The sequence below is a fragment of the Xanthomonas sp. F14 genome (assembly GCF_014199865.1).
The window spans coordinates 939,743-966,249 of the sequence record NZ_JACHOM010000001.1; the positions used below are offsets into that span (position 1 = coordinate 939,743).

Consider the following 26,507-nt stretch of genomic DNA (forward strand, 5'->3'; position numbering starts at 1 on the left):
GGCATCCATGCCGCGTAAGGTCCCGCGACGGTGGGCGGGCAAGGACCAGTCGAGATGGTCGGTGTGCATGGTGTTCAACAAAACAGCCAGCAACCGGTGCGGTGTCATCGCCGTGTTCTCGACGCTGTGATTTTGCTGCAGGGCCCTTGCCCGCCCACCATCGCAGGACACGCCGCAAGTACGTCCATGTAGGCTCTTACGCGGCATCCATGCCGCGTAAGGTCCCGCGACGGTGGGCGGGCAAGGACCAGTCGAGATGGTCGGTATGCATAGGGGAAGCGATGCATGACATGTGCTGGTCGGATCACTAAGCGTTCGATCAACCTCTGACTATTTTCGCGTCGCAAGCCGAGCAGCAAACGGGCTTTCAACACGCAAGCTGCAAACGTCGCAGCTGCTGCCGCAATCCGAGCAACACGCTTTCAAGAAAGCAGCCGGCCAACTGTCTGGCACGGTGTCCTTGCCGGTTGCGGGACCCTTGGCGGCATGGATGCCGCCAAGGAGCCTCCATGGACGGATTCACGGCGTGTCCCGCAAGCGGCGAGGGCACCGCGCTCTCGACTCACCGAGCTCTGACTAAAGCATCGGATCGAGCGAAAAAACACGGCCATGGCTAAATGGATCAAGCCTGGAATAGGGCCTGAAAAACACCCTGGTTCAACGTCTCGATGTGAGGTCTCAGCGCCCGGGCTCGCGTAACGGCCCCGGGCTTGGCCGCTTGGTCAGCTTGCGCTGCAGCGAGCGGCGGTGCATGCCGAGTAGGCGTGCGGCGGCGGAGACATTGCCGCCGGTTTCGTGCAGCGCCTGCTGGATGTGCTCCCACTGCAGGCGGCTGAGCGGTGTCATCATTTCCCGCGCGGTTTCTTCTTCGTCCGGCTCCGGCAGCTCGTCGTCCTCTTCGCCCAGCGCCCGCATGATGGTCGGGATATTGGCCGGCTTGGGCAGGTAGTCGTCGGCGCCGAGCTTGATCGCCTCCACCGCGGTGGCGATGCTCGCATAGCCGGTGACCAGCAGGATGCGCATGTCGGCGCGGATCTCGCGCAGCGGCTGGATCAGGCTCAGGCCGGAATCGTGGCCGAGCTTGAGATCGATCAAGGCGAAATCGGGCAGGGCGCTGCGCGCGGTCGACAGGGCACTGGCCGCGTCGGTGGCGGTCAGGGTTTCCACGCCGCGGCGGGCGAGGCTGCGCTGCAGCGTGCGCAGGTACAGGGTGTCGTCGTCGACCAGCAGGCCGGTACGCAGGGGAGTGCTTGTCATGCGAGTGCCTCGTGTTCGGAGAGCGGCAGACGGAAACCGACGCGGGCGCCGCTGCCTTCGGCGGGCAGCATCCACAACTCGCCCTGCAGCCGCTCGACGGTGGCGTGCGAGAGCGCCAGCCCGACGCCCATGCCGTCGTGCTTGCCGCTGTTGAACAAGGTGCCCGGCAGCATGGCCTGCGAGGTGTCGAAACCCGGACCGTAGTCGCGGACTTCGCCGCTGAGATGGTCCTGCTCCACGCGCAGCGTGAGATCGATCTGCGGCCGGCCGGCACGTTCGCCGGCATCGGCCGCATTGTTGAGCAGCACCATCAGCAGGTGGCTGACGCCGGGCTGCAGCAGCAGGCGCATCGGTGCATCGTCGTTGCGGCGCAGCTCGATGGTCGGGCGCACCAGCCGCCATTGTTCCAGCACGTCCTTGACCGCCACTTCGCGGCTGAGGTGGCCGTTGTCGGCCGGTGCGGCCAGCGCCAGCACGCGCTCGTGACACTGCACCAGCAGCTCGCGCAGGGTATCCAGATCCTCGCGCAATTCGCCCTGGTCGCATTGATCGGCGATGTCGTCGACCAGCAGGGTCATCGTCGCCAGTGGCGTGTTGAGCTCATGCGCCACCGAGGCGGCATGCGTGGCCAGCGCGACGATGCCCTCGTTACGCGCAAAGCGCTCGCGCAGCGTGGAGATCTCGCGCTCGCGTTCGCGCATCGACAAGGCCAGCCGGGTGGCGAAGGCCAGCACCACCACCGTCGACAGCAGGAAGTTAGCGGCCATGCCCCACATGTGCAGGCTGAGCGGGTCGAAGCTGCCGTAGGGCAGCGGCAGGCCGAACGCCGCACTGATCACATAGCCGGCTACACAGGACGCCGCCACCGCCATCGCCCAGCCCAGCGGCAGGGCCAGCGCGGCCAGCGCGATCAGCACCAGGAACAGCGAGCCGAACGGGTTGGCGATGCCGCCGCTCCAGCCCACCATCCAGGTCAACACGGTGACATCGACCAGGATGTGGCCGAACTCGGTGGCCGGGCTGACCGCGCCGCGGTGGGCCACCCGCAGTTGCGCATACAGGTTGAACACCGCCAGTGCGGCCACGCCGGCCCACAAGGGTTGCTGCGGCAGGTCCAGGCCCATCAGGCCGGTGGCGACCAGGATGGTGGCGGCCTGGCCGGCGGTGGCCAGCCAGCGCAGGCTGCACAGGGTCCGCAGGAAGGAGGCGTCTGAGGAATTCATCACGGCAATGCTATGCGCTCGGGGGCGTGGCGGCCTGCGACAAACCGTCGCATCGGCCCGGAAGACGGCCTGCGCAGCGCTTCAGCTGTGAGCGGACCGATGACAGGCTAAAATACCGCGATGTACGACGCCGTGACTCGCCCAACCCCTCCCGCCGACGCCACCGCCTGGCCGCGCCGCATCACCCAGGCCGTCAAGATCGGCAGCGTGACTGTGGGCGGCGGCCACCCGGTGGTCGTCCAGTCGATGACCAATACCGATACCGCCGACATCGCCGGCAGCGTCAAGCAGGTGGCCGACCTGTGGCGCGCCGGCTCGGAAATGGTGCGCCTGACCGTCAACAACGCAGAGTCGGCCGCGGCCATTCCGCGCATCGTCGACAAGCTGCGCATGATGGGGATCGAGGTGCCGTTGATCGGCGACTTCCATTACAACGGTCACCAGTTGCTCGCCGCCGAGCCGGCCTGCGCCGAAGCGCTGGCCAAGTACCGCATCAATCCGGGCAATGTCGGCTTCGGCAAGAAGAAGGACCTGCAGTTCGCGCAGCTGATCGAGTTCGCGATCAAGTACGACAAACCGGTGCGCATCGGCGCCAACTGGGGCTCGCTGGACCAGTCGCTGGCTGCGCAGCTGATGGACGAGAACTCGCAACGCGACACCCCCTGGGATGCCGGCCGCGTGCTGCGCGAGGCCTTGATCCGTTCGGCAGTGGATTCGGCCGAGCGCGCGGTGGAACTGGGGCTGGCGCGCGAGCGCATCATTTTGTCGGCCAAGGTATCCGGTGTGCAGGAGCTGATCGCGGTGTATCGCGACATGGCGAGCCGCTGTGACTTTGCGCTGCATCTGGGCCTGACCGAGGCCGGCATCGGCAGCAAGGGCATCGTGGCCTCCGCCGCCGCGCTGAGCGTGCTGTTGCAGGAAGGCATCGGCGACACCATCCGCATCTCGCTGACGCCGGAACCGGGCCAGTCGCGCACCCAGGAAGTGATCGTCGCGCAGGAACTGCTGCAGACCACCGGCCAGCGCGCCTTCACGCCGATGGTCACGGCCTGCCCGGGCTGCGGCCGCACCACCTCCGAGTTCTTCCAGGAACTGGCCGGCGTGGTGCAGAACCATGTGCGCGCCAAGATGCCGGAGTGGAAGATCAGCAACCCCGGCGCGGAAAACATGACCCTGGCGGTGATGGGCTGCGTGGTCAACGGGCCGGGCGAATCGCGTCACGCCAACATCGGCATTTCGTTGCCGGGCACCGGCGAGGCGCCGTCGGCACCGGTGTTCATCGATGGCGAAAAAAGCGTCACCTTGCGTGGTGAAAACATCGCCTACGAGTTCATCGATCTGATCGATCAGTACGTCGAACGCACCTATGTCCGTCGCGCCGGCTGAATCGCCGGCGGGTTTCAGGGGATGGCTGCGCAGCAATGCGTGGCGCATGGCGTTGCTGTTTGCCGGCGTGCTGTTGCCGTTGGGCTTGTTCGTCGACCTGGCCGACGAAGTCCACGAGCTGGAAAATTTCTATTTCGACGAGCCCCTGCTGTGGAGCATGCGCAGCATCGCCACGCCGGGGCTGGATGCGTTTTTCGGGGTGGTCTCCAAGATCGGCTACCAATACGGGGTGATCCCGGCCGATATCGCCATCGTGCTGGTGTTGCTGATGTTGCGGCGCTGGCGCGAGGGGACCTTTGCCGCACTCGGCTTTGGCGGCTCGGCCTTGTTGAACATGGGCGCCAAGCAGGTGTTCCAGCGCGACCGCCCGAGCCTGTGGGAATCGATCGCCCCGGAAAGCACTTTCAGCTTTCCCAGCGGGCATGCGATGGGCTCGATGACGCTCGCTGCGGTGGTCATCGCGCTGGCCTGGAACACGCGCTGGCGCTGGCCGGTGACCACTGCCGCCAGCCTGTTCGCGGTGCTGGTCGGTGTGTCGCGGATCTACCTGGGCGTGCATTATCCCTCCGACATCCTGGGCGGCTGGTCGGCCGCGCTGGTATGGGTGGTCGGGCTGTATCTGGTGATGTTTCGCGGCGCACGGCGGCCGCATTGGCGTCGCCATCTCACCTCGGCCTGAGGGCACGGCCGCGCGACGTCGAAGGTTGTGGGCGAAAAATGCGGGTGCCGAGCGTGGCGCAGACAGGTACTGCCTTGACTCAGTAACGACGTACGCGCTCCCGGCGCCACAACTGCAGCCCGATCACGCTGCCGATTGCAGCCAGCAGAATCATGTAATACGCCGGGCCCATCGGGTGTTGCTTGAGCAACATCACCACCACCAGCGGGGTCAGGCCACCGAATACCGCATAGCCCAGGTTGTAGGCGAACGACACGCCGGACAGGCGCACCACCGGCGGAAACGCTTCGACCATGACGCGCGGAACCGCTCCCAGGACGCCTAGCGCCGCGCCCAGCAGGGCGTACAGCGGGAACAGCAACTGCGGATCACCGGCCAGGCGATAGAACAGCCAGGCGCTGGCGCCCAGGAACACGCTGCCGGCAAGCAGCACGCGTCCGTTGCCGTAGCGATCGGACAAGGCGCCGGCCACGATAGAGCCGATCGCCTGCAGCAGGACCGCGAGCAGGTTGACCTGCAAGGCGACCGCTGCCGGGTAGTGGTACGCGCTCTGCAGCAGCGTCGGCGTCATCAACGACACCACCAGCACCCCGGCTGCCACCATCCAGGTCAGCCACAACGACTGCGCCACACTGCGTGGATGATCGCGCAGCACCAGCTTGAGCGGCGTTTCGCGCGCGACGGCACGCATCGCCATCAGCTCGGCGAACACCGGTGTTTCGTGCAGCCAACGCCGCAGATATACGGAAAGCAGGCCGAAGAGGCCGCCGGCCAGGAACGGCAGGCGCCAGGCATAGTCGGCGATTTCCTGCGGCGTGAAGGCGCGATTGATCGCCCCGGCGCTGAGCGAACCGAGCAACACCCCTGCGGCCAGGCCGGCGGTCAGTGTTCCGCAGGCCAGTCCCCTGCGTTGCGCAGGCACGTGTTCTGCAACGAAGACCCATGCGCTGGGGACTTCGCCGCCGATGGCTGCGCCCTGTAGCAACCGCATCGTCAGCAGCAGGAGCGGGGCGGCCAGGCCGATCTGCGCATAGGTCGGCAGCACGCCGATGGCCAGCGTCGGCAAGGCCATCAATCCGATGCTCAGCGCGAACATGCGCTTGCGACCGAGCAGATCGCCGAAGTGCGCCATCACGATCCCGCCCAGCGGACGGATCAGGTAGCCGGCAGCAAAGATGCCGAAGGTCTGCAACTGCCGCATCCAGTCCGGTATGCCCGGCGGAAAGAACAGCTCTCCCAGCACCGTCGCGAAGAAGATGAAGATGATGAAGTCGTAGAATTCCAGCGCGCCGCCCAGCGCGGACAGGGCAAGGGTCTTGTAATCGCCGCGTGTGAGCTGGCTTGTGGGTGCAGTGCCTGTTGCGGAAGGGGTCTTCAAGGCATGACATCCTGTGGCAGGTGCCCGCGCGCATGCGCGTGCTGGAGCAGTGAGGTATGAGTCATCCGTGCCATTGCTGCGGCAACGCGCAACTTGCACGCTTGCCCGCCACGGCCAGGCGCATGCACTTCGGGAAAGGCGCGCTGGCTGCGCCTTCGGTGCCGATCAGTCGCGCACACTTGCGTGCGCCGCCGCTTCGGCATGCAGTGCAGTGGTGTCGAATAACGGCAGCTGCGCATCGCTGCTGTCCACCAGCAGCGAAATCTCGGTGCAGCCCAGGATGATGGCTTGCGCACCGTGCTGGCCGAGGTCGGCCATGACCTTGCGGAAATAGCCGCGCGACTCCGGCCGGATGATGCCCTGGCAGAGTTCGTCGTAGATCACCCGATGCAGTTGCGCGCGTGCGTCGGCCGGCGGTACCAGCACCTGCAGGCCACGCGCAGCCAGGCGCTCGCGATAGAACGGCTGTTCCATGGTGAAACGCGTGCCGAGCAGCCCGACCCGGGTGACGCCCGCGGCAATCAACGCATCGGCGGTGGCATCGGCGATATGCAGCAAGGGCAACGGCGTTGCGGAGGTGATCGCATCGGCAACGCAATGCATGGTGTTGGTGCACAGCACCAGGAAGTCGGCACCGCCGGCATGCAGCGCGCGCGCCGCTGCCGCCATTGCCTGGCCTGCGCCGTCCCAGTCGCCGGCGTGTTGCAGGCGCTCGATCTCATGGAAATTGACGCTGTACAGCAACAGCCTGGCCGAATGCAGGCCGCCGCAAGCCAGGCGCACCCGCTGGTTGATGATGCGGTAATAGGGCAGGGTGGATTCCCAGCTCATGCCGCCGATCAGGCCGATGGTTTTGCTTGGAACCGGCATGCCGACCTCACATTGGAACAGTCAACGAAGTGCGTGCGCATCGCCCCTTCGATACCCGGGGAGCGCGTACCAGCGCAGTGTACGTCGGCATCGTCGCCACGCCATCGCGCGGGCCGGTCAGGCCGCTCGCAGACGGTCGATCACTCGCCCGGTTTTGCGCCTTCCAGCGGTGCGTGCGTGGCGGCGCGACGCGCCAGCACGCTTTCACGATGGGCGATGTAGACATTGGCGCAGATGATGATGGCCGCGCCGATCAGGGTATGGCGTTCGATCGCCTCGCCGAACAGCCACCAGCCCAGCAGCGCCACCAGCGGCAGCTGCATGAAGCTGATCGGCTGCAGTGCGGAGACTTCGCCAAGCTTGAGCGCGCGCGTCCAGAACAGCTGGCCGGCGGTGCCGAAGATGCCGGTCGCCGCCAGCCAGAGCCAGTCGATGCCCTGCGGCCAGCTCCACTGGAACAGTGCCGGAATCAGCGACATCGGCACCCAGAACACATAGGTGTAGAACACCACGGTGTCCGAGTCGTCGCTGCGCGAGAGCTGCTTGATCTGGATCGCCACCACGGCGCTGATCACCGCTGCCAGCAGCGCAATCAGCAGACCGGGCGTAAAAGTGGACGAGCCTGGCCGCAGGATCACCAACACGCCGATGAATCCGGCCGCCACCGCCAGCCAGCGGCGCAGGCGCACCTGTTCGTGCAGCCACACCACGGCCAGCACGGTGACGAACAACGGGGTGGAATACGACAGCGAGATCGCCTGCGACAACGGCAGGTGGCCGATCGCCCAGAACCCGCACAGCATCGACGCCAGGCCGATCAGGGTGCGTGCCAGGTACTGCGGCAATTGCCGCGTGCGCGGCGCCTTGCCGGCGCGCAGGATCAGCGGCAACAGGGCCAACAGCCCGAACGCATTGCGAAAGAACGCGATCTCGGTGGTGGCGATCGTGCCCGACGCCAGCCGGATGCAGATGGCCATCAGGCCGAAGGCGAAGGTACTGGTGAGCATCCACAGCGCAGCACGTCGTGATGCCTGCTGCGTTGTCACCAATGCGCTCCGATGATGCGCGGCTCCGGCTCCAGGATCACCGAGTAACGCTCGCGCACCGATTCGGCGATGCGCCGCGCAAAGTCCAGCAGCTGCGCACCGCTGGCGGTGCCGTAATTGACCAGCACCAGGGCGTGATCCGGCGACACCCCGGCATCGCCTTCGCGCCGGCCCTTCCAGCCGCACTGCTCGATCAACCAGGCCGCCGACAACTTGCCCTGGCCGGGCTGTTCGCCGGGGTAGACCGGCATATCGGCAAAGGTGGCCTGCAGCGCGGCAATCTGCTCGCTGGGCAGCAAGGGATTCTTGAAGAAGCTGCCGGCATTGCCGAGCACATCCGCGTCCGGCAGTTTGCGCCGACGGATGTTGATCACCGCCTGCGCCACATCGGCGGCACCGGCCAGGTCGGCGCCCATGCTGGCCAGCTCCTCGCGGATGCCGGCGTAGTCCAGCCGCAACTCGTGCAGCAGCGGCAGATTGAATTCCACCGCGACGATCAGATAACGCTCCGGCTGCTGCTTGAACACGCTGTCGCGATAGGCAAAGGCGCACTCGGCCGCGGTCAGCCGCACGAACTGCTGGGCATGCAGATCGAAGGCATCCACCACATGGATGAAGTCGCCCACCTGCGCGCCGTATGCGCCGATGTTCTGGATCGGGCAGGCGCCGACAGTGCCGGGAATCAAGGCCAGATTCTCCAGCCCCGACAGGCCTTGCTGCAGCGAATACAGCACCAGCGCGTGCCAGTTGACGCCGGCACCGGCGCGCACGATGGCGTGGTCGGCGTGGTGCGCGATGATGGCGATGTCGCGGTTCTCGAAACACAGCACGCAGCCCGGCGGGTCGCCGGCCAGCAGCACGTTGCTGCCGCTGCCCAATACCAGCAGCGGTTGCCCGGCGATCTCCGGCGCTGCCAGCGCCTGCGGCAAGGCATCGGGTGCGTGGATGCTCAGCAACCAGCGCGCCGTGGCATCGACATGAAAGGTATTGAGCGCGCGCAGGGGCGCGTGTTCGCTCAAGCGCCAGCCGGCCTGCGCTGCAGCGCTCATAGCGGCGACACCGCACCACCGCTGGGCGCTTCGCGGCGGCGACGGATCGCGTCCACGCATTCGCCGATCAGCGGCGGCCCGCGATAGACCAGGCCGCTGTAGCACTGCACCAGCGTCGCGCCGGCCGCCATCTTGGCCACCGCATCCGCACCGGAGTTGATGCCGCCCACGCCGATCAACGGAATCGACTCCGGCAAACGCGCGCGCAGGCGGCGCAGCACCAGCGTGGATTGCCCCAGCAGCGGCGCGCCCGACAGGCCGCCGGCCTCGGCAGCCAGCGGATGGTTGGCGATCAGGGTGCGCGTTACCGTGGTGTTGGTGGCGATCACACCATCCACCGCCAGATCGGCCAGCACGCGCGCGGCCGCATCGATGTCGCGATCGTTGAGATCCGGCGCTACCTTCACCAGCATCGGCACGCGCTTGCCGTGTTGCGCGGCCAGGGCTTCCTGGGTGTCGCGCAGATCGGCGATCAGCCGGCGCAGCGCCTGTTCTTCCTGCAGTTCGCGCAAGCCGGCAGTGTTGGGCGACGAGATGTTGACCGTAATGTAGTCGGCCAGCGGGTATACGCGCTCCATGCAATAGCGGTAGTCGCTGGTGGCTTCCTCGTTGGGCGTGTCCTTGTTCTTGCCGATGTTGATACCGAGCAGGCCGCCGCGACGCCGCGCGCGTTGCACGTTGGCCACCAGCACGTCCACGCCCAGGTTGTTGAAGCCCATGCGGTTGATCACCGCCTGGTATTCCGGCAAACGGAACATACGCGGTTTGGGATTGCCTTCCTGCGGCCGCGGCGTCACCGTGCCGATCTCGACGAAGCCGAAACCCAGCGCGAGCAGCGCATCGATGTGTTCGCCGTTCTTGTCCAGGCCGGCACCGAGCCCGACCGGGTTGGGAAACATCAGACCGAAGGCCGGCGTCGGCAGCGGCACCGGGCGCTTGGCCAGCAGCGGCGTGGTGCCGGTGCGGTAGGCGACATCGATGGAGCGCAATGCCAGCGCGTGGGCGCGCTCGGCATCGAGGGAAAACAGCAAGGGGCGGGCAAGCGAATACATGCGGGTCAGTTCAATCCCCCGGCGAACACCCGGGTCTGGTATTGGAAGTCGATCAGCCCGTCGCGCGCATGCGCGTCGAACAGCGTGCGCAGTGCGGCGAGCATCGGGGCATGGCGTGGGTCATGCGCGAGCGGCGCATACGACGAAGACAGCAGCCGGCCGCGCAAGGCATCGAAGTCCAGCCGTTGCACATTCGGAAAGCGTGCCATCGCGCGGAAGCCTTCGCCGAACCACGCCTGCATGGTGGCATCGTCCTGATAGCGTTCGGCCACGGCCGAATAGTCGGTACCGTAGTCCAGCAGCAATTGCTCGTAGCCGCGCAGGAAGTCGGTGGTGTCCAGCTCGCGGCTGTTCCAGTAGATCACCGCCAGCCCGCCGGGCTGCAGGATGCGCGCCCACTCGGCACGCACCGCCTGCACGTCGAACCAGTGGAAGGCCTGCGCCGCGGACACCAAGCCGACGCTGGCATCGGCCAGCCCGGTGGCCTCGGCAGTGCCGTCGACCGCGCGGAACTTGGGGAACTCCGCCAGCCACTGCTGCGCGGCTGCGCGCATGGCCGGGTTGGGTTCCACCGCCGTGACCGGATAACCGGCCTCCAGAAACAGCCGGCTGGAGATGCCGGTGCCGGCACCGATATCGGCCACCGGGATTGCCGGCGTCAGGCCCAGCTCTTCGTGCAGCCAGCGCAGCAGCTGCGGCGGATAGCTCGGCCGGTAGCGCACATAGGCCGCGACGCGGTCGTTGAAGCGTTGGGCGGAGGAGGGGGCGGCCATGCTCAACTGTTGGCGGCCGCAAGCCAGGCCAGGCCGCCGAAGAACAGGATGAAGATCGCCACCCCTGCCACCCAGAGCGCAACCGCCAGCCAGCCAAGAATCAGCCCGCCGATGGCCAGCCCGTCGCCGTCCAGCCCCTGCGGATTGCGGCGGATTTCGCCGCGCGCCAGGTGGCCGGTGATGATGGCGCAGAGGCTGCCGAGGAACGGGATCAGCGTCCAGCCGAGAATGCCCGAGACCAGGCTGACGATGGCCATGGCACTGGTCTGTCGAACGACGACGTTCATCATGAACTCCTGAAGTGGCGGCAGCCGACGGCTGGCGTGGGCCGATTATCCCAGAGCCGCCGCCCGAATGGCGTGCCGTCCGCGGCCTGACGCGGTGCGTGGCCGGTTTTGACCGGAATGGGCGAGGCTGCATCTCTGGCCGTGCCCGACATCGGGACTAGCGGCCGATGAAACGTTGAGCACCGAGGTCGTGCGCAACAGCGTGACTCACTGCAAATGATCCAGGCACCAGGCCGCCGCTGATTGGCCGAGCCGTGCGCAGGCGCAACGTGGCAGCCATGCTCCGGTACGCTTGCGACAGCGCGCCGGCTCGATGCCCGGCGCGCTGCACCTCGATCAAAGATCGAACTTGATGCCCTGCGCCAGCGGCAGCGAGTCGGAGTAGTTGATCGTATTGGTCTGGCGACGCATATAGACCTTCCACGCATCCGAGCCGGATTCGCGGCCACCGCCGGTCTCCTTTTCGCCACCGAACGCACCGCCGATCTCCGCACCCGAGGTGCCGATGTTGACGTTGGCGATGCCGCAGTCGCTGCCGGCCGCCGACAGGAACTTCTCGGCCGCCTTCAGGTTCTGGGTGAAGATAGACGACGACAGGCCCTGCGGCACGCCGTTCTGCAGCTCGATCGCCTCGTCCAGCGTGCTGTACTTCATCACGTACAGGATCGGCGCGAAGGTCTCGTGCTGCACCACCGCGTCGCTGTTCTGCAGCCCGGTGACGATGGCCGGCAGCACGAAGTTGCCGGGGCGGTCGATCGCGGTGCCGCCCACTTCGACCGTGCCGCCAGCGGCCTTGGCCTTGGCGATCGAGGCCAGGAACTGCTCTACCGCGCCCTGGCTGTTGAGCGGGCCCATCAGGTTTGCCGGGTCGGTCGGGTCGCCGATCTTGCTGTCGAGCTGCTTGTACGCCTTGACCAGCGTGGCCAGCACGTTGTCGTAGATGGATGCGTGCACGATCAGGCGGCGCGTGGTGGTGCAGCGCTGTCCGGCGGTGCCCACCGCGCCGAACACGATGCCCGGGATGGCCAGCTTCAGGTCGGCGGTTTCGTCCAGGATGATGGCGTTGTTGCCGCCCAGCTCCAGCAGGCAACGGCCCAGGCGGTGCGCGACCTTTTCCGCAACCACGCGACCGATCTGGGTCGAACCGGTGAAGCTGATCAGCGGGATGCGGGTGTCTTCCACCAACTTCTGCGACAGCGCCGTGCCGGCATCGTTGATCAGGAAGAAGATGTCCGGGAAGCCGGCGTCCTTCAATGCCGCATTGCAGATCTTCATCGTCGCGATCGCGGTCAGCGGGGTCTTGTTGGACGGCTTCCAGATGCAGATATCGCCGCAGATGGCCGCCAGGAACGCATTCCACGCCCACACCGCCACCGGGAAGTTGAACGCGCTGATGATGCCGACCAGGCCCAGCGGCTGGTACTGCTCGTACATGCGGTGGCCCGGCCGCTCCGAGTGCATGGTGTAGCCGTACAGCATGCGGCTCTGGCCGACTGCGAAGTCGGCGATGTCGATCATCTCCTGTACTTCGCCGTCGCCCTCGGGCTTGCTCTTGCCCATTTCCAGCGCCACCAGCGAGCCCAGCGCATCCTTGTGCGCACGCAGCGCCTCGCCACACAGGCGAACGGCTTCGCCACGGCGCGGCGCAGGCGTGGTCCGCCACACCTTGAAGGCGGCCTGTGCACGCTGGACGATCAGCTCGTAGTCTTCCGGCGTGGTGGCCTGCACCTCGGCGATCACCGCGTTGGTGGTCGGATTGAGCGGCTGCAGCACCCCGGCGCCGGTGGCCTGCGACCAGGTCGCCTCGCCAAGATAGGTACCGGAATTGGACGCGGCGAGGTCGAGCGCCTTGAGCAGGTCAGCGGACATGGGATCTCCAAAGGTCGGGACGGTCGCGTGGCGGCCAGCGGCCCCCCACGACACGGTAGCCGCCGATTTTAGCAGGCTCCGCCGACCACCCGCCGGCTTGGCAATCGCAACGATCGTGCGACAATGCCGACCTTGGCCCCGTAGCTCAGCTGGATAGAGCGTCCCCCTCCTAAGGGGAAGGTCGCCCGTTCGAATCGGGCCGGGGTCACCATGAATCAACGAATTAGCGCCGATTTTCTTTTCGGGTCTTGCCAGATTTAGAGACATATCCACAGCCGACTGCCACAGTTGCCACAAGCGTGCTCGCGTGGCCGAAGTTGGCGATGAAGCGCTTCAATTCCCCTCGCGCCTTGCCTGCTGTAGCGGGGGGATTGGCCGCGTACCAATCCACGTACCACTCAAGGTAGACGCTCACCAGTGGCAGGCGCGCAAGGATGCGTACGCCATGCGTCGGCTCAGCTTCTTTCGCTGCTGGTATTTCTTCAGCTTTATGAGCGCCGAGGCGTCCGAGGCAGATGCGGTGAGGTACGCCGCTCTGGTGCCAGCGGAGGTAGGCACTTGCGCCTCGCAGAGGCTAACGAGCGAGTTAGCGCACCGCTGGTTACTTGACTTGCTGCGGTGCGGGCAAGCAGGCTCCGCTGCGTCTAAGGAAAGATGGATATGCCCATGCGCGAAATTGATGGGTGGACAGTTTCCGCCCATGTGGAGACGGATGAAAAGGGGAAGCCCGTGGCCGGCATTTTGAGCAGGCGCCTCGAAGGCCGGGCACGTCATATGCTTTGGCTGCGTGACTTCAAATTTCGCAATGAACGTGAGGCGAGAGAACACGCTGAGCGTGTTATTGCCAAGATCCGGGGCGTCACCGGTGAGGGCGTTCCGATACCTTCCTGACTAGCGCTTACGGGCCAAGACCTGCCCGCGCAAAACAGGCCCTAGTTCGTTTGTCGTTGCGCAAACGCCACCTTTCTCACCCATGCCGCACAACCCGCACCCCTACCGGCCTTGCAAATTTATCCATCGCCACCGATGAGATGCGGCTATGGCGCAGCAGGCTGCCGAGTTGCTCGGGGACGCCCAGGCGTTGATCGACTTCCGGTTCGAGCACGGTGCGGCGGCGTTTGCGTTGATCGGCCTTGGCGAAGCGGATGCGGTTGTACTCGGCCCAGCCGACGGTGGTGATGGCGCTCATCAGGGCGATTACCGGCAGGGCGCCCAGTGCGAACGGATCCAGCGCGTTGTGCTTGAGATACAGCTCCGTGTAGGCGCTGCGCAGGCCGAAGAACCAGGCGATCAGCGTTGCCAGGGGTGCCCACAGATAGAAGTAGACCATCCAGGCGCCAGCGGTGGCGGCGCCGTAGGCGAGGCGGCGCGAGCGGCCGAGGCGTTGCGGCAGGTTGATGATGGGCGGTGTCATTGGATTCCTCGGTCGGGGCTTTTCCAGCGGGCGCGTTTGCTGCGGCGCGCGAGCAGGGCACGGGGGAAGGCGATGACGGCAGTGAGCATGCCGATCATCCAGAAGGCGACCGGATACCAGATCACCCAGAAGAACTGGCGCGCCAGGCCTTTTTCGTAGCGGCGTTCGATCACCAGGCTGGTGGCGAACTGCATCAGGCACACCACCGCCAGCACCAGGCCATGCCAACGCGGCAGGATGGTGTCGACGTACAGGGCAGGCGGCAGCGGGATGACCTTGCCGAGCAGCCACAGCACGATGATGAAGAGCATCGTGTAGGCCCAGGCCAGGCTGAGCGCATATTCCAGCAGCACGCCCCACATGCGTCGGCTGCGCCAGGACAGCACGCGGCGGCCATGGCTCAGCAACACTTCCACACCACCGCGCGCCCAGCGCAGGCGTTGCATCCACAGGCCGCGAAAGGTCTCCGGCATCAGGATCCAGCACAGCGCGTTGGGTTCGTAACGGATATCCCAGTCGTCGAGCTGCAGACGCCAGGAGATGTCGATGTCTTCGGTGACCATGTTGTCGGACCAGAAGCCGACGTGATGCAGCGCCGACCGCCGGAACGCGCAGATCACGCCCGACACGGTGAACAGCCGCCCGTAAACACGCTGCGCACGCTTGATCAAACCGACGATGGCGGAGAATTCGCCCACCTGCATGCGGCCCATCAGCGTGGTGCGGTTACGCACCCGCGGGTTGCCGGTGACGCCGCCGACGCGCGGGCCGGAGATCAGGTGGCCGACCATCCAGCGGGTGGCGTTCGGGTCCAGGATGGCGTCGGCATCCACGCACACCAGATAGTCCGAGCGCGACGCCAGCGTGCCGACGCGCAGCGCGTTGGCCTTGCCATGATTCTGCTCCAGGTGCACCACGCGCAGGCGCGGATGCTGGTGGGTGAGATCGTCGAGCGCTTGGGCGGTGTCGTCGCTGCTGCCATCGTTGATGGCGATGATCTCGAAGTCCGGGTAGTTCTGCGCACTCATCGCGGCGATGGTTTCGCCGACATGCTTGGCCTCGTTGTAGCAGGGCACCAGCAACGACACGAACGGCTCGCTGGCCAACGGTGGCGGCGACGAGGGACCCGGTGTGCCGCGTTCGCGTCGCAGGTAGTAGTACGTGCCTCCGATCATCCAGAAGAACGCCATGATGATGGGATAGAAAAACGCGAAGTTGAACAGGGCGCCCAACAGGAGGCTGGTCGTCATCGGCTACCGCTCGATATATGGGAATTGCCGAGCCGACATGGCCTCGCGCGCTTCGGTAAGAGACGGGTGGCCGCCGATGAAGTCGTCGGGGTAGTACGCCAGGTGGCGCACGCCCGCAGCCAGGAGCAACTTGCTGTGTTCGAGCAGCACGCCCTCCGGCAAGGGCTTGCCGGTGCGCCAATCCACGGTCTGCAGTTCGAAAATGGTGTTCTCGAAACCATGCGGCTGCTGGCCGACCCGCTGCGCCAGCTGCTGCAGCCACTGTTGCGGGTCGTCGGCCTGCTCCATGTACGGCATCGCCATCAGCGCGGTGTAGTCGTAGGCCGAAGCAAATGCGTCCAGGCGCTGCGCGAACCAGGCCTCGCTATGCGGCTGCAGCACTGGCTGCGCGAACAGGTTGCGCACGGTCACCAGCTTGGGGCGCCAGCGTTCGGCGGCTGCTTTCAGCTCCTGGGTGAAGCCGATCAGCTGCTGCGTGCGCGTGGCAGGATCGCCATTGCCGTAGGCAGGCACTTCGTCGTCGCGCAGATAGGCATCGTCGTGGAACAGCAGGCCTTCGAAGTAGGTGTTGGCGGCCAGGTCTTCGTAGATGTCGGCGACCAGCTGATGCGTGCGCGGATTGCCCGGATCCAGGCGCGGCACATCCTTCGGGTCCTTGCCGCGAATCTGCAGCGCCGCCTGCTGCTGCGCGTCGGGCAGATGGAAGCCCAGCACCGGCAACCAGGCAAACACGCGCACCCCTGCACGGGTGCGCAGCTGCCAGGCCACACGCCCGAACAGATCCGCGCGCATCGGCAGATGCCGGTTGGGGAAGTACAGCGCATCGGCTGCGCCATCGCCATCCGGGTCGGCGAAGGCCTGCAGGAATACATGGCTGGGGCCGATGTCCTTGATGCGCTGGACCAGGATGTCGAGGTTGCGTGCCAGCTGCGCCGGGTCCGGGTCGTAGACGTAATCCAGATCGATCTGGATCGCACGCAGGCCGTCGCGCGACAGGTCGCGTCGCAGTTCGCCGGCCAAGTCGCGCACATCGGGGTTGTTGAACAGCAACAGGCGGCCGAGGCTGGCCAGCGATTGCCCGTCCACGCGGTCGCGGCCCTGCTGGCCGATATCGGCTTCGTGCGAACGGCCTTCCAGGTCGAAGCTGAGCGTCATGCCCAGTTGCGCGGCAATGGCGTTGCTGGCGCGGTTGTAAGCGGCATACGGCCACACCATGGCGCGCGGCGGTTTGCCCAGATGCGCCACGATGGCGTCGCGGCTATGGCGCAGATCGGTCTGGATGCGCTGGCGATAATCCGCTTCGCTCTCATAGCCCTTGCCCGCCTCCCAACGACGGGTGACCGCTGCCGGGGTCTGATTGCCAAATGGATTGCCGGGGATACCTTTGTGTAGATCATCGCTGTGCGAGCCGATTTCGATCAGGCCGCTGTCCTGCATTTCGCGCAGTTGCGCCCAGGTGACGAAATCATCGTGGGTGAAATCGCGATGGCCATAGGGCACTACCTGGCCGGCCGGTAATTCAACCCAGCTGGTGACGGGGGCAACCAGCGCGGGATAGCCATAGGCCTGCAATAGCGGGAACACACGTGTGTAGACGCTGCGCAAGCCGTCGTCGAAGGTCAGCAACACTGGCCTGGAGGGCAGGGTGCGCCTGCCGGCACGTGCATCCAGGACCTGCTGCACGCTCACCGGGTGGTAGGCGTGCGAGCGCAGCCAGTCCAGATGCGCGGCGAAGTTGCTGGTGGACACCGCATAACGATCGGGATCGCCCTTGGCGGCGACGTCGTCGCGAATATCGTGGTAGCTGAGCACCAGCAGGCCCGCCTGCGCCGACGACGCGAACGTCATCAGCAGCAAGGCGACCAGCAACAGCGGCAGGCGGATCAAGGCGTACCTCCCCATCGGAAATCCAGGTCGAATCCAAGTTGTTGTTCGCGCTGGCCGTCGTAGACCGGGCGCGACCAGCTCACGCCGTAGCTCAGCGCACTGCCGTCGCCCAGCGACCACAGGTGCCGGTAGGCCGCGCTGGGCACCCACTGGCTGCCGAAGCCGGACTGATAAGTCGGCCCGACGGTGACCTCCAGCCGCTGCCGGAAGGCGTAGTCGTAGCGACGCCAGCCGATCTGATCGATGCGCACGCCGGCGGCCACCGCAGAGTTGCGGCGCGGATTGAAGTAATTGACGGCGCGGTCGTCTTCGGCACGTCCGGCCGAAGCGGCGAACAGGCCATCCAGCAGCAGGTGCGGGCTGGCCCACAGTCGCTGGCTGCCGGACAGATCCAGCTGATCGCGCCGATTGCCGTCGCTGTAGCGCAGCTGGCGTGCCTGCAGTTCCCAACGGCTTTCGTCGTTGGGTGTCCAGCGCAGGGCGGCACCGATGCTGTCGCCGGTGATGCCGAAACGGCGTGCCTGCAATGAGGCGTCCGGATCGCGTGTGCGCCAAGCCAGGCTGCCGTACCAGGCATCGGAAAACCGCCAGCCGGCATCCAGCGCCCAGGCGGTGCCATCGCGATCGAATTCGTCGAGCGCGCGTCCGCCGTAGGCGCTGACATCCAGGCGGTCGTAGCGGTAGTGCGCGCCCAGCCAGAAACTGCGATAACGCACGCGCGTGTCCTGGAAATCGGCCCAATCGTCGCGTGCACGCAATCCCACGCGCCAGCGCTCGCCGAGCAGCGGCGATTCGGCTTCCAGCAGCGTGCTGCCGAAGTCGTTGCCGAGCGGCGAAGTGCTGTTAGTCAGGGTGTCGTTGTCGCTGCGGCCGCGCGCATGGCTGAGATGTACCTGCCAGCCGCGTTGACGTTCCAGCGAGGCGCCAAGCCGCTGCAGGCCGGCGTCATCCGGATATTCCTTGCGCAGCGGCGCAAAAGTCGCTGCGGCCAGATCCAGGCGATCCAGATCGCGCTGCGCTTCGACCACGCCACTGCGCGCCTGTTTCTGGTGCGGATCCAGCGTCAATGCCATCGCGTTGCGTTGCAGCGCTGCGCTCGGGTGCCCGCGACGGAATTCGATCGAGGCCAGTGCCGCCTGCAGCTCCGCATTGTCGGGGCCGATGGCCACACGTTCGCGCAACAGGGCGTCTGCGTCGCGATTGTGGTTGGCCGCCGAGCGTGCGGTGGCCAGGGCAATGTCTGCGCTGAAGCGATCCCAATTTTCGTAGCCGCTGCTGGCGCCGTTGCGGCGCGGCCACGGCGCCTGCGTGGCCGCGAGTCTTTCAAACAGCGGCATCGCCAGGTCGAAGCGTTCCTGCTCGAGCAAGGCATAGCCCAGCAGCAGCTGCGTATTGAAGTCGTCGGGATTGTGCTGCAGGGCCTGCCGGAGCACGGCTTCGGCCTCGGCCGGGCGACGCAGGCCCATCAGCGAATCGCCGACCGTCGGCAGTACATAGGCGGGAACCTCGATACCTTCCGCCTTCAACGCCTGGTAGTTGGCCACGACGTCGCGATGGCGCTGCCGCTGGTTGAGCGCGACCAGGCTGTCGACGCGCAGCCGCGTGGCTTCCCACGTCAGCGTCGGCGGTGATTCGCGTTCGATGCGGGCGACATTGACCAGGGCCTGGTCGGTCTCGGCATAGCGGTGTGCGGTGTCGATGGGTTCGGCGCTGGCCCACCCGATCATGCGGGCGACACGATCGTTTTCGATGCGCTCGCGCTCCTGCTGCGAGAACCAGTCCGGATGCCGCCACACGGCCTCTGCTGCGAGCTGTGCGCTGCCGAGGTCGCTCAGCGTGATCGCACGCATGGCATAGGCGCCACGGTCCCGTGGGTTCGCACGCAGTACACGCTCATAGATGGCCAAGGCATCCGCATGGCGTTGCTGGGCGCGCAACTGCTCAGCCTGCTGCATGGGAGTAAGGGCGGTGGAGGCATCAGTCACCCCGTTAGGCCGCACTTCACCACTGTGCGCCTGGGGCACACATGCGGCGATCAAAGCGAGGCTGAGCAGAGGAGTGAGTGCGCCCGTGCGGTCAGGACAACCGCGACGCACGTGGTTGCAAAAGCTGGGGGAAAAGGCAGTGCATTAGCGGTCCAGGCGTATGACGACTGGCGATACTGCGTATGCCTATGTAAAGCCTACGTCATCACGAATTTAACGCGATCTTCATCGGATCAGTCCGCTTTAAATGCGACTTAAGTCACATTTAAGTGTCGAATCAATGACCACAAGTGGGCTATGTTGATCACTGGCGTAACCGCACATGTGTGTGGAGAGGCTCATTGAACAGGCTGCAGGGTTCGGTGCGATAAAGTTCGGCGTTAAGCAGCCCAGCACGACTACCCCATCATCGCGATTAAGTAAATATAAATTTTCACCTAAGCGTGCAATTGGATTTTTGTGAGAATGGTTTTTTTTCTAATCTGCGTCGGAATGGTTATTTAGTTGACCCCTTGGTTAAGGGTTTGGCGGGCTGTCTGAATTAATTTTCATGTAAAAGCCGGGATTTTAGGTGGCTTACTAAAGGGCAGGGGTTTTAAATTGGGCGTTGATGTGTCAATTATGTATCCGAATTTACCGCGTCGGAATCTGCCGCTGCAGAGGTATGAAATTTTGCGTTGCGGTGAACGACTTTTTTAAAAGTGGGTTGTAACCAGATTGGATGGCGACATGATGAGTAAATCGCGATGGTTGGGGCTGCTGGGCTGGTTGGTGCTGTGCTATCTGGTGGCGGCCCTGGGAGCGGCGGCATCGATCCAAGCGGCGAGTTTCTACGCCGGCTTGCAGCGGCCGGACTGGGCACCGCCGGGATGGTTATTCGGGCCGGTGTGGACTGTGCTGTACGGGATGATGGCGATATCGGCGTGGCTGGTCTGGCGGCGCGGTGGGTGGAGCAGTGCGCGTGGGGCGCTGGGTCTGTTCGTGCTGCAGTTGGGGTTGAACGGGTTGTGGAGCTGGTTGTTCTTTGCCTGGCACATGGGTGCTTGGGCGTTTGTCGATATCGCGGCGCTGTGGATGGCGTTGGTGCTGACGATCGTAGCGTTCGCCAAGTGGCAGCGGGTGGCTGCGTGGTTGCTAGTTCCGTATCTTCTGTGGGTGAGTTTTGCGGCGGCGTTGAACTATGCGGTGTGGCAGCTCAATCCGCAGGTGCTTGGCTAAGGGTTGTATGGATCAAAAGTGGCTGATGCACCTCTGCGTTTGGCGCGAGAAGGGTGCGCGGCGGCTACTCGCATCAGCCGGATCCGACGTCGTCTAGCACCAGGTCTCACTATGGGATGCTGCGCAAGCAGCGCTTGGTCCGGCGCATAAAAAGTTTCCATAGCAATCAATCGTTTGGGACTGCCTTGCTTAAATCTTTGTCCCGCAAGGCTTTCTGTATAGGCGCCGCGTTGCGCAAGGTTGGTTTGATACACAGCGCTTGACAGGCCTCGGCCCGGTGATGTCTTTTGCGTACATGCATAACGCCTGCGCCAACGCTTCGCTTACCTGTCAGCCGCAGCTGCGGCCGGGTGCGGGCGTGGCCGGCATTACCACCACCATTACCACCGTCACCATTCGCCCGGTGCGGCCCGTCGTCTTCGCGTAACTTCCGAAAACAACGGCCCCGCACCCGGATCAGGATGCGGGGGCTTTCCTCCCTCATCTGATGCGGACGGGGCCTCCCTAACGAGGTCTGTCGATGTCATCGCCTGTTGTTTTGCTCGAACCCGCCGCTGTTGCCGCATCTTCCGCACGCACCATCGTGCACAAATTCGGCGGCACGTCGGTGGCAGATGCCGAGCGCTACCGGCATGTGGCGCAGTTGTTGCTGGCACGCGACGAGTCGGTGCAGGTTACCGTGGCGTCGGCGATGAAGGGGGTGACCGATGCCTTGATCGCGCTGGCCGAACTGGCCGCGCAGAACCGCCCCGAATGGCGCGAGCGCTGGCATGAGACGCGGGCGCGCCATCGCGGTGCGGCGGTGGCCCTGCTGGGCGAGCATTCCGGGCCGACGGTGGAGTGGCTGGACGAGCGCTTCGAGCACCTGTCGCAAATCCTCGGTGCATTGGCGGTGATCGGCGAGTTGCCGCGCGAGGTGCTCGACCGCGTGCAAGGCCTGGGCGAGGTGTATTCGGCGCAGTTGCTGGGCGACCATTTCCGCGCGCTTGGCGAGGATTGTGCGGTGCTGGATGCGCGTGAGGTGCTGGTGGTCAATCGCGGCGAACTCGGTGTCGATGTGGACTGGGACACCAGCGCGCAGCGCCTTGCGACCTGGCGCCAGGCGCATCCGCAGACGCGCGTGGTGGTCACCGGGTTCGTGGCGCGCGACCGCGCCGACCGCATCACCACGTTGGGGCGCAATGGCAGCGATTATTCCGGCGCGATCTTCGCGGCCTTGTTCGATGCCGATGAGCTGCATATCTGGACCGATGTGGACGGCGTGCTGTCGGCCGACCCGCGCGTGGTGCCCGAAGCAGTGCAGCTGGAAACGCTGAGCTACGACGAGGCCTGCGAACTGGCGTACTTCGGGGCCAAGGTGGTGCATCCGCAGACCATGTCGCCGGCGATCGAACGCGGTTTGCCGATCATCATCCGCAACACCTTCCAGCCGGAACATCCGGGCACGCGCATCACTGCCAGCAGCGCGGTGAGCGGGCCGATCAAGGGGCTGACGCTCAGCCCCGACCTGGCCGTGCTGAATCTGGAGGGCACCGGATTGATCGGCGTGCCCGGCACCGCCGAGCGGGTGTTCGCGGCGCTGCGCACGGCGCAGGTGTCGGTGGTGATGATCTCGCAGGGCTCGTCCGAGCATTCGATCTGTTGCGTGGTCAAGCAGCATGAATCCGAGCGCGCACGCAATGCCTTGCTGCAGGCGTTTGCGCATGAACTCACGGTCGGTCAGGTGCAGCGTGTGCAGCTGACCACCGGCATCAGTGTGCTCGCCGCAGTGGGCGATGGCATGGCCGGGCAGCCGGGTGTGGCGGCGCGGCTGTTCGAGTCACTGGGGCGTGCGCAGGTCAATATCCTGGCGATCGCACAGGGTTCGTCGGAGCGCAACATCTCGGTGGCCATCGACGCAGCGCATGCGACCAAGGCCTTGCGCGCTGCGCATGCCGGCTTCTGGCTGTCGCCGCAGACGTTCTCGGTGGGCGTTATCGGCCCGGGTAACGTGGGTGCGGCGTTGCTGGACCAGTTGCGCATTGCGCAGCCGCAGTTGCTGGGCAAGGCCAACCTGGATCTGCGCCTTCGCGCAGTGGTCTCGCGCGGCCGCATGCTGCTGGACGAGCGCGGCCTGGTCGGCAACTGGCGCGATGCCTTCGCCTCTGCAGCCACCGCGACCGATCTGGAGCGTTTCACCACGCACCTGTTGTCCGCGCATCTGCCGCATACGGTGATCATCGATTGCAGCGGCAGCGCGGAAGTGGCCGATCGCTACGCGGACTGGTTGGCTGCCGGCATCCATGTGGTGACGCCGAACAAACAGGCTGGCTCCGGTCCGTTGCAGCGGTATCAGGCGATCCGTGCGGCGGCCGATGCCAGCGGCGCGCGCTTCCGTTACGAAGCCACCGTGGGCGCCGGCTTGCCGGTGATCACCACGCTGCGCGATCTGGTCGATACCGGCGATGCGGTGACCTCGATCGAGGGCATCTTTTCCGGCACGTTGGCCTGGCTGTTCAACAAGTACGACGGCAGCGTGCCGTTCGCCGAGCTGGTGACGCAGGCGCGCGGCATGGGCTATACCGAACCGGATCCACGCGACGATCTGTCCGGCGTGGATGTGGCGCGCAAGCTGGTGATCCTGGCGCGCGAAGCCGGGCGCGAGATCAGCCTGGAAGATGTGCAGGTCGAGAGCCTGGTGCCTGAAGCACTGCGTCAGGCCAGCGTGGACGATTTCATGGCGCGCCTGCATGAGGTGGATGCGACGTTCGCGCAGCGCCTGGCCGACGCACGTGCACGCGGCAATGTGCTGCGCTATGTCGCGCAGCTGCCGCCGGATCGCGCACCGAGCGTCGGCCTGGTCGAACTGCCGGCCGATCACGCGTTCGCCAACTTGCGCCTGACCGACAACGTGGTGCAGTTCACCACGCGCCGCTACTGCGAAAACCCGTTGGTGGTGCAAGGCCCAGGCGCTGGCCCGGAGGTCACCGCGGCCGGCGTGTTTGCCGATCTGCTGCGGGTGGCGGCGGGCGAGGGGGCACGCTTGTGAATCAGGCGGTTGCAGACCAGTCCGCGGAGATGCAACAGGTGGCGATCGCTGCGCGCGAGCTTGGCCAGGCACGCGCCTTTGCACCGGCCTCGGTGGCGAATGTGGCGGTGGGATTCGATCTGCTCGGCTATCCCATCGACGGCGTCGGCGACACCGTCACGGTGCGGCGCATCGATGCGCCTGTGGTGCGCATCGCCGCCATCCGCGGCACCACCGTGGCCTTGCCGCTGGATGCCGAACGCAACACGGCGGGTGCGGCCTTGATGTCGTTGCGCGCGGCGTTGGCGCTGCCGTTCGGCTTTGAAATCGAAATCGACAAAGGCATCGCCTTGAGTTCGGGCATGGGCGGCTCGGCAGCGTCATGCGTGGCGGCGTTGGTTGCCGCCAACGCGCTGCTGGATGCGCCGCTGAGTAACGAGCAGCTGTATCAGCACGCACTCGATGGCGAGGCGGTGGCCAGCGGTAGCCGCCACGGCGACAATCTTGGCCCGTTGTTTTTGGGCGGCCTGGTGCTGTGCACGCTGGAGCGTCTGGTGCCGATCAGCGTGCCGGCGGCGTGGCACAGCCTGCTTGTGCATCCGGATGCGGTGCTGGAAACCCGCCGCGCGCGCGAAGCCCTGGCCGGCGACTATCAGCTGCGCGAGTTCGTCGCGCAGAGCACCAACCTGGCCTTGGTACTGGCCGGCTGCCATGCCGGCGATGCGGGGCTGGTGCGGGCGGGCCTGCGCGATGTGCTGGTCGAACCACGCCGCGCGCCGTTGATCGCCGGCTTTGCCGCTGCCAAGCAGGCCGCGCTGGGTCACGATGCCTTGGGCGCCAGCATCTCCGGCGCCGGCCCCAGTGTGTTCGCCTGGTTCGCATCGCGCGCGGCCGCCGACGCGGCCGCCGCATCGGTCAAGGCCGCCTTCGCAGGTGTTGGCCTGGACAGCCAGCACTGGGTGTCCCCGATCGCCAGCCCGGCCGCGCGGTTGCTCGCATGAGCCATCGCGCGGATGTCGTCGTCGATCGATCGCCCGCGCACGGCAGGCATGCCGTGCAGCGCGCAAGGCACGCTTCAACCGACCACGACCTCACTGATCTGCATGACCGGCGCAAGATCGGTGTAGTTGGCGATATCGGCGAGAATCTCCTCGGCGTGCGGCCCGAAGCTAGCGCCGAAGGCCTCCACCGACTCGCAGAAGATATGGCACATGCCGATGAAGGCCGGGGGGCTGCCCGGCTCGCCGCCGCTGATGCCCTTGTCCACCGTGTAGCGCAGGCAGGCCGCGCCCATCCGCGCGCTCACCAGCGGCATGTGCGAGTCGCGGTAGTAGGCATGGTCGAAGCGGGCGCCTTCGCGGTAGGGGTACATCACGCTGACCTTGATCATCTGCCGGCTCCACTGGAAGGTGCGCGCAGCATAGCGCTGCGCCGCCCTTGCCGGGCGCCGCCGCAACGCGGCGCGGCCATGCCGCAGTGTCCGGCCTTCTCATTCACGGGCAACGCCCCGTCTTCGTCTTGTCTGGAGTCGTCACCATGAACTTTCTCTCCACCCGTGGCCGCGCGCCCGCCGCAAGCCTGAGCCAGGCGATTGCCGCCGGCCTGGCGCCCGATGGCGGCCTGTACGTGCCGCAGACCCTGCCACCGGCACGCACGCTGACGGCCGGCACCACCTTGGCCGACACCGCCGCCACGTTGCTGCAGCCGTTCTTCGACGGCGATGCGCTGGCGGCCGAGCTGCCGGCCATCTGTGCCGAAGCGTTCGACTTCCCGGCGCCGCTGGTGGCCCTGGGCACGCCCGGCGATTACGCGCTGGAGCTGTTCCATGGCCCGACCGCCGCGTTCAAGGATTTCGGCGCACGCTTTCTTGCCGCCTGCCTGACCCGCCTGCGCCGTGCCGAAGACCGCCCGCTCACCATCCTGGTTGCCACCTCCGGCGACACCGGCGCTGCGGTGGCCGCGGCATTCCACCGCCAGCCGGGTCTGCGCGTGGTGGTGCTGTATCCGGACGGGCGCGTGTCGCCGCGCCAGGCGCATCAGCTGGGCTGCTTCGGCGACAACATCCACGCCCTGCGCGTGGCCGGCTCGTTCGACGATTGCCAGGCGATGATCAAGCAGGCCTTGAACGATGCCGACCTACAGGCGCAGCTGCCGCTGAGTTCGGCCAACAGCATCAGCCTGGGCCGCTTGCTGCCGCAGATGAGCTATTACGCGCACGCCGCCCTGCAGCACCATGCCGGGGCGGGGGCGGCGCTGAATCTGGTGGTGCCCACCGGCAATCTGGGCAACGGGCTGGCGGCGATCCTGGCGCGCGCGCTCGGTGTGCCGCTGGGCCGTATCGCGTTGGCGTCCAATGCCAATCATGTGTTGCCGGATTATTTTGCCGGCGACGATTACGCGCCGCAGCCCAGCATCGCCACGCTGGCCAATGCGATGGACGTGGGTGCGCCGAGCAACTTCGAACGGCTGCGCTGGCTCTACCAGGGCGACGATGCGGCGCTGCGCGAGGCCTTCCGTGCGCTCTCGGTGGACGATGCCGCGATCCGCCACACCGTGCAGCAGCGCTTTGCGCGCTATGGCGAAGTGCATTGCCCGCATACCGCCACCGCCGTGCATGTGCTGGAGCAGCTGCGCGCAGAAGGGGCCGAGGGCGGCACCGGCGAATGGGCGGTGGCGGCCACCGCACATCCGGCCAAGTTCGAGGGCGTGGTCGAGCCGCTGATCGGGCGTGAGGTGGAGGTGCCGACGGCACTGGCCGCGCTGCTGCAGCGTCCTGCGCATGCCGAAACGCTGGCGCCGGACTACGCGGCGTTCCGGCAGCGCCTGCTTGCGGATGCGGCCTGACCGAACGCGTTCAGCCTGCCGGGGTTGGAAAGT

Annotated in this window: 22 protein-coding genes and 1 tRNA gene; 8 read left to right on the forward strand and 15 right to left on the reverse strand. The window is 66.0% G+C overall.

Translation table 11 applies throughout. From position 1 onward, the window contains the following. Positions 1-678: 678 nt before the first annotated feature. The gene (locus GGR73_RS04175; protein ID WP_016903100.1) at positions 679-1,257 is read right to left on the reverse strand and encodes a response regulator transcription factor; all 579 of its coding nucleotides are present in this window, start codon (positions 1,255-1,257) and stop codon (positions 679-681) included. After that, the gene (locus GGR73_RS04180; protein ID WP_016903101.1) at positions 1,254-2,480 is read right to left on the reverse strand and encodes an ATP-binding protein; all 1,227 of its coding nucleotides are present in this window, start codon (positions 2,478-2,480) and stop codon (positions 1,254-1,256) included. Before GGR73_RS04180 ends, GGR73_RS04175 begins: the two co-directional genes overlap by 4 nt. A 120-nt stretch (positions 2,481-2,600) precedes the next feature. Between GGR73_RS04180 and ispG the strand changes: the two genes are divergently transcribed. Then, positions 2,601-3,866: a flavodoxin-dependent (E)-4-hydroxy-3-methylbut-2-enyl-diphosphate synthase gene (gene ispG / locus GGR73_RS04185; protein ID WP_024940821.1), complete on the forward strand. Its 1,266-nt coding sequence runs from the start codon at positions 2,601-2,603 to the stop codon at positions 3,864-3,866. After that, complete coding sequence (locus GGR73_RS04190) at positions 3,847-4,545, forward strand: phosphatase PAP2 family protein (RefSeq protein ID WP_102252468.1); 699 nt, start codon at positions 3,847-3,849, stop codon at positions 4,543-4,545. The genes ispG and GGR73_RS04190 overlap by 20 nt, the downstream gene beginning before the upstream one ends. A 79-nt stretch (positions 4,546-4,624) precedes the next feature. Here the strand turns inward: GGR73_RS04190 and GGR73_RS04195 are convergent, their stop codons facing one another. The 8 genes from GGR73_RS04195 to amaB all read right to left on the reverse strand — a co-directional run bounded on the left by GGR73_RS04195 (position 4,625) and on the right by amaB (position 12,869). After that, on the reverse strand, positions 4,625-5,923 hold the full coding sequence (locus GGR73_RS04195) for an MFS transporter (RefSeq protein ID WP_184455757.1): 1,299 nt from the start codon (positions 5,921-5,923) through the stop codon (positions 4,625-4,627). A 165-nt stretch (positions 5,924-6,088) separates the two neighbouring features. Continuing rightward, a complete protein-coding gene (locus tag GGR73_RS04200) occupies positions 6,089-6,793 on the reverse strand; it encodes an aspartate/glutamate racemase family protein (RefSeq protein ID WP_184455759.1) in 705 nt (234 codons plus the stop codon). A gap of 140 nt (positions 6,794-6,933) precedes the next feature. Next, a complete protein-coding gene (locus GGR73_RS04205; protein WP_184455761.1) occupies positions 6,934-7,842 on the reverse strand; it encodes a DMT family transporter in 909 nt (302 codons plus the stop codon). Beyond that, positions 7,836-8,888, reverse strand: coding sequence for a UDP-N-acetylmuramate dehydrogenase (gene murB / locus GGR73_RS04210; RefSeq protein ID WP_184455763.1), 1,053 nt, complete (start codon positions 8,886-8,888; stop codon positions 7,836-7,838). The genes GGR73_RS04205 and murB overlap by 7 nt, the downstream gene beginning before the upstream one ends. Beyond that, entirely contained in the window at positions 8,885-9,940 is a 1,056-nt protein-coding gene (locus GGR73_RS04215) for a quinone-dependent dihydroorotate dehydrogenase (RefSeq protein WP_039521311.1), read from the reverse strand. The genes murB and GGR73_RS04215 overlap by 4 nt, the downstream gene beginning before the upstream one ends. Before the next feature lie 5 nt (positions 9,941-9,945). Continuing rightward, a complete protein-coding gene (locus tag GGR73_RS04220) occupies positions 9,946-10,713 on the reverse strand; it encodes a class I SAM-dependent methyltransferase (RefSeq protein WP_184455765.1) in 768 nt (255 codons plus the stop codon). 2 nt (positions 10,714-10,715) lie between these two features. Further along, positions 10,716-11,000: a DUF4190 domain-containing protein gene (locus GGR73_RS04225; RefSeq protein ID WP_016903110.1), complete on the reverse strand. Its 285-nt coding sequence runs from the start codon at positions 10,998-11,000 to the stop codon at positions 10,716-10,718. Between the two features lie 336 nt (positions 11,001-11,336). Next, a complete protein-coding gene (amaB, locus tag GGR73_RS04230; protein WP_102252462.1) occupies positions 11,337-12,869 on the reverse strand; it encodes an L-piperidine-6-carboxylate dehydrogenase in 1,533 nt (510 codons plus the stop codon). A 134-nt stretch (positions 12,870-13,003) separates the two neighbouring features. Here amaB and GGR73_RS04235 point away from each other — a divergent pair. Together GGR73_RS04235 and GGR73_RS04240 are read left to right on the forward strand one after the other, a co-directional pair. After that, positions 13,004-13,080 (forward strand) — tRNA-Arg (locus GGR73_RS04235). Positions 13,081-13,535: 455 nt separating this feature from the next. After that, positions 13,536-13,760 (forward strand): hypothetical protein, encoded by a 225-nt coding sequence (locus GGR73_RS04240; protein ID WP_184455767.1) that lies wholly within the window; start codon positions 13,536-13,538, stop codon positions 13,758-13,760. Positions 13,761-13,836: 76 nt separating this feature from the next. On the opposite strand, the gene pgaD is transcribed toward GGR73_RS04240, so the two are convergent. The 4 genes from pgaD to GGR73_RS04260 are packed head-to-tail and all read right to left on the reverse strand — an operon-like array spanning position 13,837 to position 19,375. Next, positions 13,837-14,283, reverse strand: coding sequence for a poly-beta-1,6-N-acetyl-D-glucosamine biosynthesis protein PgaD (gene pgaD, locus GGR73_RS04245; RefSeq protein WP_024937760.1), 447 nt, complete (start codon positions 14,281-14,283; stop codon positions 13,837-13,839). Further along, positions 14,280-15,533, reverse strand: coding sequence for a poly-beta-1,6-N-acetyl-D-glucosamine synthase (gene pgaC / locus GGR73_RS04250; RefSeq protein ID WP_039527593.1), 1,254 nt, complete (start codon positions 15,531-15,533; stop codon positions 14,280-14,282). Before pgaC ends, pgaD begins: the two co-directional genes overlap by 4 nt. A 3-nt stretch (positions 15,534-15,536) precedes the next feature. Continuing rightward, the gene (gene pgaB / locus GGR73_RS04255; RefSeq protein WP_184455768.1) at positions 15,537-17,435 is read right to left on the reverse strand and encodes a poly-beta-1,6-N-acetyl-D-glucosamine N-deacetylase PgaB; all 1,899 of its coding nucleotides are present in this window, start codon (positions 17,433-17,435) and stop codon (positions 15,537-15,539) included. Next, a complete protein-coding gene (locus tag GGR73_RS04260; protein WP_184455770.1) occupies positions 17,417-19,375 on the reverse strand; it encodes a tetratricopeptide repeat protein in 1,959 nt (652 codons plus the stop codon). The genes pgaB and GGR73_RS04260 overlap by 19 nt, the downstream gene beginning before the upstream one ends. A 759-nt stretch (positions 19,376-20,134) precedes the next feature. On the opposite strand from GGR73_RS04260, the gene GGR73_RS04265 reads away from it, so the two are divergent. From GGR73_RS04265 to GGR73_RS04275, 3 genes are all read left to right on the forward strand, one after another. Beyond that, positions 20,135-20,623, forward strand: coding sequence for a TspO/MBR family protein (locus GGR73_RS04265; RefSeq protein ID WP_184455772.1), 489 nt, complete (start codon positions 20,135-20,137; stop codon positions 20,621-20,623). Between the two features lie 520 nt (positions 20,624-21,143). After that, complete coding sequence (gene thrA / locus GGR73_RS04270) at positions 21,144-23,651, forward strand: bifunctional aspartate kinase/homoserine dehydrogenase I (protein ID WP_184455774.1); 2,508 nt, start codon at positions 21,144-21,146, stop codon at positions 23,649-23,651. A 29-nt stretch (positions 23,652-23,680) separates the two neighbouring features. Further along, positions 23,681-24,631, forward strand: coding sequence for a homoserine kinase (locus GGR73_RS04275; protein WP_184455776.1), 951 nt, complete (start codon positions 23,681-23,683; stop codon positions 24,629-24,631). A gap of 74 nt (positions 24,632-24,705) precedes the next feature. Here GGR73_RS04275 and GGR73_RS04280 read toward each other — a convergent pair whose 3' ends face one another. Beyond that, positions 24,706-25,020, reverse strand: coding sequence for an EthD family reductase (locus GGR73_RS04280; protein WP_065032272.1), 315 nt, complete (start codon positions 25,018-25,020; stop codon positions 24,706-24,708). Between the two features lie 146 nt (positions 25,021-25,166). On the opposite strand from GGR73_RS04280, the gene thrC reads away from it, so the two are divergent. Next, positions 25,167-26,474: a threonine synthase gene (gene thrC, locus GGR73_RS04285; RefSeq protein WP_126966359.1), complete on the forward strand. Its 1,308-nt coding sequence runs from the start codon at positions 25,167-25,169 to the stop codon at positions 26,472-26,474. Positions 26,475-26,507: the final 33 nt, after the last annotated feature.